The organism is Methylotenera sp. (assembly GCF_029945705.1).
Classification (GTDB): Bacteria; Pseudomonadota; Gammaproteobacteria; order Burkholderiales; family Methylophilaceae; genus Methylotenera.
Window position 1 is genome coordinate 42446 of sequence record NZ_JAQSDC010000008.1, and the last position, 6000, is coordinate 48445.

4 protein-coding genes are annotated in these 6000 nt (G+C 35.9%); all 4 read right to left on the reverse strand.

The features are described from left to right. Nucleotides 1–61: 61 nt before the first annotated feature. Genes PSU78_RS03165 through PSU78_RS03180 form a run of 4 tightly spaced genes read right to left on the reverse strand, consistent with a single transcriptional unit; the run spans nucleotide 62 to nucleotide 5707 of the window. Nucleotides 62–2506, reverse strand: coding sequence for an EAL domain-containing protein (locus PSU78_RS03165; protein WP_300384134.1), 2445 nt, complete (start codon nucleotides 2504–2506; stop codon nucleotides 62–64). After that, nucleotides 2503–3378 carry a PhnD/SsuA/transferrin family substrate-binding protein gene (locus tag PSU78_RS03170; protein WP_300384138.1) on the reverse strand — a complete coding sequence of 292 codons (876 nt, stop codon included), beginning with the start codon at nucleotides 3376–3378 and terminating at the stop codon, nucleotides 2503–2505. The genes PSU78_RS03165 and PSU78_RS03170 overlap by 4 nt, the downstream gene beginning before the upstream one ends. Then, nucleotides 3368–4264: a PhnD/SsuA/transferrin family substrate-binding protein gene (locus tag PSU78_RS03175; RefSeq protein WP_300384141.1), complete on the reverse strand. Its 897-nt coding sequence runs from the start codon at nucleotides 4262–4264 to the stop codon at nucleotides 3368–3370. The genes PSU78_RS03170 and PSU78_RS03175 overlap by 11 nt, the downstream gene beginning before the upstream one ends. 27 nt (nucleotides 4265–4291) lie before the next feature. Next, the gene (locus PSU78_RS03180) at nucleotides 4292–5707 is read right to left on the reverse strand and encodes a TolC family protein (RefSeq protein WP_300384144.1); all 1416 of its coding nucleotides are present in this window, start codon (nucleotides 5705–5707) and stop codon (nucleotides 4292–4294) included. Nucleotides 5708–6000: the final 293 nt, after the last annotated feature.

Genomic DNA, 6000 nt, shown 5'->3' on the forward strand with positions numbered 1-6000 from the left:
AGCTGAGGCAAAGCTGCACTAATCCTATTAATTTTCTAATAAATAGGTAGTGTGATCAGCTTTAATTGCACTCAAAATTACGTAAGTATTTTTCCCTAAACTCCTCGATTGGTAGCGCCTGCGCATACCAAAAGCCCTGACCGTAATCGCATTGCAACTGCTTAAGTATCTGCACTTGCTCTGCAAGTTCAATGCCTTCAGCAATAGTTTTGATGTCTAAGACATTTGAGAGTTTAGTGATTGCTGCCACGATAGAATGCGTTTTTTTGTTTTTAATCATGCCTTTTACAAATGTTTTGTCAATTTTGATTACATCAATAGGTAGTTTGTGTATGTAAGCTAAAGAGGAATAACCCGTTCCGAAATCATCAATGGCAATTTTAAAGCCCATTTTTTTAAGCTCTTCAAACTTTAAAATAGTTTCTTTTGTTGAGTCAAGCATGATGCTTTCAGTGAACTCTAGCTGAATGTTACTTGCTTTAATTTTATATGTATCTAAAGCGTTAACAAGTTTATGAATAAAGCTGTTTTTTTCAAACTGTTTGCCTGAAATGTTGATGGACATATAGGGGACAAAAGCTAATTGACTCCAAGCCTGAGCTTGTTTGAAAGCTATTTTTAATAAATAATCACTGAGTTCAACAATTAGATTCGAGCCTTCAGCTATCGGTATAAACTCATCAGGTGAAATAAAGCCTTTTATAGGATGATTCCATCGCGCCAATGCTTCAACACCTACTAGCTGATTATTCGTTAGATCAATAATTGGTTGGTAGTGAAAATTAATGTCAGTACCTGAAGCTATTGCTTGCTTTAGGTCGGCTTCAATTTCAATAAGATGTCTTAGCCTTGCGTTCATTTCTTCAGAAAAAAGTGCGTAGCGGTTTTTACCTGACTTTTTAGCTGAGTACATAGCAATATCAGCATTTCTAAGGAGCGTATCACAATCATTGCCGTGTTCTGGGTACTGAGCAATTCCCAAGCTGGTGCTAATCGATAAAGGTCTCCCACTAATATAGATTGGTTTACTTGCTAACTCTTTTACTAGTTTTTCTGCAAGCTTAACTACATCCATCACCCCACTGCTCTTAACATCTTCAATTAATATAGTAAACTCATCACCACCCAGACGAGTCACCATGTCACTTTCTCTCACTATTTCTTTTAGTCTATTACCAATTTGAACCAAAAACTCATCGCCTGCATCATGACCAAGCGTATCGTTAATAAACTTAAAGTTATCTAAATCCATAAAGAATAACGCGAATGATTTGTTATTTTTTTTGCTATATTCTATGGCGTTGCGCATATAGTCCATAAACATGCGGCGATTTGGTAGGTCTGTCAACTTGTCATAAAACGCCAGCTGATGCAATTCTTTTTCTAAGTGTTTGCGTGTTGTAATGTTTGACAAGACCATTAAAAAGTTTTGCTCTTGTCCTTGCCCTGGATTTTTATCGTGTGTAATACTTTCTATGCGTATTTCCACATCAATCACTAATTGATTACTCTTTAAAATCACTACATCTCGTGTTGGTGAATGTTGTGTGTGAGCACTAACCCAATCTAATTCATGCAATATTTCATTTAAGTCTAAATTCAATAAATTTGTAAATCTGGCCAACGTAAAGTTTTCAAAGTGACTAGTGGCATAACCTGTCACATCGGCAACAGCATCATTCACAAATATAATATTTAATGATGTATCAAATAAAATAAAAGCGTCATTTGTTTGCTTAACAATTTGTGCTAATTGCTTAGAACTATTTGTTTGTTCAAGCAGGTTAGTCGCCATTGTATTAATGGCTTTAGAGAGTGAACCGATTTCACCAATCCCATTTTCAGAAGCTCTAGCAGATAAATTTCCCATTTGCAGCTGAAAACCTGTCTCTGATAAATTAGCCATTTGTGCTCTAATTTTTTTTGCACTACGATGAAATAATAGTAATAAAATCGCTACTAATATCGCAGATACAGCACCAACAATTAACATATACTTATTTTTAATATCTTGGTATTGACTATCGCTCATCCCTATCGTTATCATTCCCCAAGGTGCCCCACCGATATCAAACTTTTTATGAAGCACAAAGCTGTTGCCCTTAGTGATTACCGTTGACTCAAAATGCAATACACTTTTATTATCACTGAGCTTAAGTTTCTCGCCATTGAAAATGTCTTTGCTTTGAATCCAATTGTTCTTCGTAATAACAATATCTTCGCCGCCATTTTTAGAAATCACAACAAATAAAATATTACCCGTATCGTTTAAAACATTAGTGACATACTCAATTATCTCTCCATAAGATTCGGTATAAAGATTAGACGTTGTCGCAGCGATAGTGCTGTTTGCAAACATTTCGCTTTGGTTTTCAACCATCTGCAATAACTGACTTTTAAAGAATGGTAATAAAATCAGTAGTAAAATAGTGGCAAAAGTCACAATTGCGATTAGGGCTCTGGAAAAGAAAAATCCAAAAATACCTGATGACCAAAATTTAATCACTTTGTGTCTGGCCCATTTAAGTCACTCACTAAGGCCCTTACGCTATTTAAATCTTCATTTTTAATTTTGCGTAATCTCCCAAAATTAAATTTTTTCAATAATTTTTTACTTTGTACTGTTCCACCAATACTAAGTACGGTATCTTCATACTCATCAATTGGCATAGTGGTATCGCTTTTATTTGAAACTGCCAAAATATTGATGACATATTCTGGTGAGGTTTCAATGCTGATTAATTGCGCTTTTAATTGTGGGTTAAGTTCAGATGCCACTATAAAATCAGCTTCAAGTACGATTGTCGCTTGAGACTCTTTAAAAAAGGTCGTAGAAATAGCCACGTTTGGATTTTTCTTTACCGTGACTTTGCTAAAAAAGGAGTCAATATTGCCAAATTTTAATTGTTTAAGTTGCCTCTGCAAAAATATCAGGCCCAGTTCATCACTTATACAATAGCTAATGGCTTTATTTTTAAGGTCATCTAGCCGATTAATGTTGCTGTCTTTTCTCACTAACACAACATAGCGTTGCAAGACTTTATCGTTCAATACTGGAACGAATAATGAATCTAAGTTAAATTCTTTTGGATACTTAAGGGCAAGCAAAGGTGTTCCGAAGTAACCAAATAGCTTTGCATCAAGAAACATGTTGATCAACTGCTCATCAGCCTTGAAAACTTTAAGTTTCATCGAGTACTTTTTATTTTTTGTTAAGTTCTCTAGTTGATAGTTAAAGCCTAGTTCAACATCCTGAATGGTCGCACCACGAATACCTTGCTCTGTTAAACCAATCACATATTCTTTTTTTTCTTGTGCTTGTGCCACTGAACAACAAAAAAACAAGTACATACAAACTTTTATTAATTTAATGAACATGTTGTTGCTCTTTGAGTTGCTTATTTTTTTCTATCAGTTTTCGAATATCATCAAGATCTGAAATGTTAATTTCTTTAAAACCATCAAACTTCATAAGGCTTAAAATGTTACGACCCTTTGTCGTATTATTTACAGTTAATAGGCTATTTTTAATGCTATTTGCTGCTTGCTCAGGGGTTCCTTTTGTAAGAGCTGCTACAAAAGTTAAGTAAGGTTCTGAAGCTTCTAATACTCTAGTTTTTTGACGTATTTGTGGGTTTAGTTCTGCCGCGATTTCAAATTGACTTTCACTTAATAATGCAGCATCTACTTTTTTAAAGAATAAATCGACCAAAGCAGTATTGGACTTTTCACTCACTTGAATCTCAGAGAAAAATTTTTTGGTTAGCTGTAATTGATGTTCCATTAATAAGGTATCAATATACAAAATGCCCATATCGCCTAACATTGTCTTTTGAGTCGAAAGTTTTTTTCCTTTGAGTTGCTCTAAAGCGTTAATGTCGCTGTCTTTCCTCACTACTAATATAATTTTAGACTTTAACTTTTGACTAAATACCCCACTTACTAATGGAGTAGGCATTAAATATAACTCGGAGCGCAAGAACTCAATTGGACTTCCAAAAAAAGCATTCACCTGTCCTTTTGAAATGGCCTGAGCTAACTCTTCTGAGGTGCCATAATTTTGAAAATCACATTTCATATTCTCAGAGGATAACAGTGCATTAAATGCACTTTTGAACCCGATGTTGACATTTTGTTTGTCATTTTCACGAAAACCAATTGATGAGCTGCCCGCAACCAAATCATATGGCTCAGCATGAGTGAGCGATATGCAAAGGCTGTTGATAACGCCAATAAACACCATCATTTTTATTAAATATTTCATTTTTTAATTTATGTTATCTCATGAAATCTATGGTTGCTCAGGTAACTGAGCGCCAATAAAATACTCAATTTCAGCCATATTGTTTGCGCTATCATGCAGCGCTTTTAAATAGCTGCCCTCTACCACTGCGCTGTAAATACTTGCTTGAATAATGTCTTCTGGCTTACTTGCGCCAATTTGATAGGCCTGATTAGTTAATCGCTCATAATCACGTGAAAATTCTACCGTTTTCTCTGATAAAGCAATCTGTTGATTAGAGGCATCTAACCCTATGAACAAATTCTTTAGTTGAGCCGCTAAGCCTTGTTCTACCAATAATTGAGTTTCACTCATTTGACTACGTTGTAATTTTGCAGAGTTAACATGATGACTAGTTTTGCCAAAATCAAATATTGGCATACTCATCACAACGCCTATCGTCCATGAGTTTTTATTATCTTCATTGACCAGCCCACCATCGTAAGAATTTTCAATATGTCTTACATTGCCGGTCAGCGCTACCTGTGGGTAATACGCGCTTTTTGCCTCGTTAAATCGTTCGTCTGCTACTTTAACGGCCAATTTAATAATACTCATGTCAGGGTTAAATTGCTGTGCTTGCGCCATTAGGCTATCAAATGCAGGCTCATTGCTAGACTTTGGATAATCACCTTCAGCAAGTGCAATGGTGCTGTTCCAAGGCAAGCCCATAGCAAAATTAAGTGCAGCTGTTGCTGATTTTTCTTTAGCTAGGAATTCGGTTTCCAGTGATTTAGCATAATTAACTGCCATTTCAGTTTTAAGATAATCAAGCTTATTAATTGTGCCAGACCCACCTTCATACATGCTTTTGGTTAAGTCACGCGTGCTGCCTAAAGTTTCAACCGTATCGTGCGCAAGCTCAGATAAGCCGTGAGTTAACTTAACCGCGTAGTAGTAACGCTTTACATCACGCACTACTTGTAAGGTACTACGGTGATATTCTTCTTGCGCAATTTCTTTACCCAAATTAGCTTGATTAACAATACTAGTGATTTTTCCACCTGTATAAAGTGGCATCATCATTTGCAGGGTAGCTGTTGCGGTATCTCTATCCATGAGCTTAATCTTTTGCTTTGGAACATCAATGCTAGAGGGAATAGATAAACCAGGCGGCAGTAGCTGCGTTAAAGCAGCCCCAAGCGCTCCTAATGGTATGTTTGTTTGCGGGTAAGTAAACGTAGGGTCTTGATCCATACGTATTGCGCTAACTTGTAAGCTGACAGTTGGCCAGTGTGCAGAGAGCGCCTCTTGATATTGTGACTCAGCAATTGCAGCGGCTTGCAATGAAATACGCTGCTGAACATTGTTGTTTAATCCAATTTTAATCGCATCGTTTAATGTGAGCTGCGTATAAGTTTCAGCCGCTAGCGATGCTGTGTGACTAAAGATAAGAAATAAAGCTGCAAAAGAAAGTCTAAACATAAAATCCACCTGAACAATAATTTAATCAATTTGATTTCGGCAATACAAAAAGTAAAAGCCATCTCTGCATTACGGCATATTTCAAATAATCTGAAATATGCCATTCTGTGTGTTGGAAAAATGACTTATTTAAATTGATTGGTTAAACGTACAAATGCAAAATTTATGCCAGTATATATTTAACAAAAAACGGCTTTTCGCTAGATTAAAACGCATTTTTGTACTGTGGTTGTACAAAATAAGGGCATCTCTAAAAATCCACCATAATTTTGCAAACTGAGACTATGTGTGGC

What these genes read in the sequence shown, in the direction of transcription:
- PSU78_RS03180 (WP_300384144.1), bottom strand. Translation starts at nt 5,707, where the DNA reads ATGTTTAGACTTTCTTTTGCAGCTTTATTTCTTATCTTTAGTCACACA.
- PSU78_RS03175 (WP_300384141.1), bottom strand. Translation starts at nt 4,264, where the DNA reads ATGAAATATTTAATAAAAATGATGGTGTTTATTGGCGTTATCAACAGC.
- PSU78_RS03170 (WP_300384138.1), bottom strand. Translation starts at nt 3,378, where the DNA reads ATGTTCATTAAATTAATAAAAGTTTGTATGTACTTGTTTTTTTGTTGT.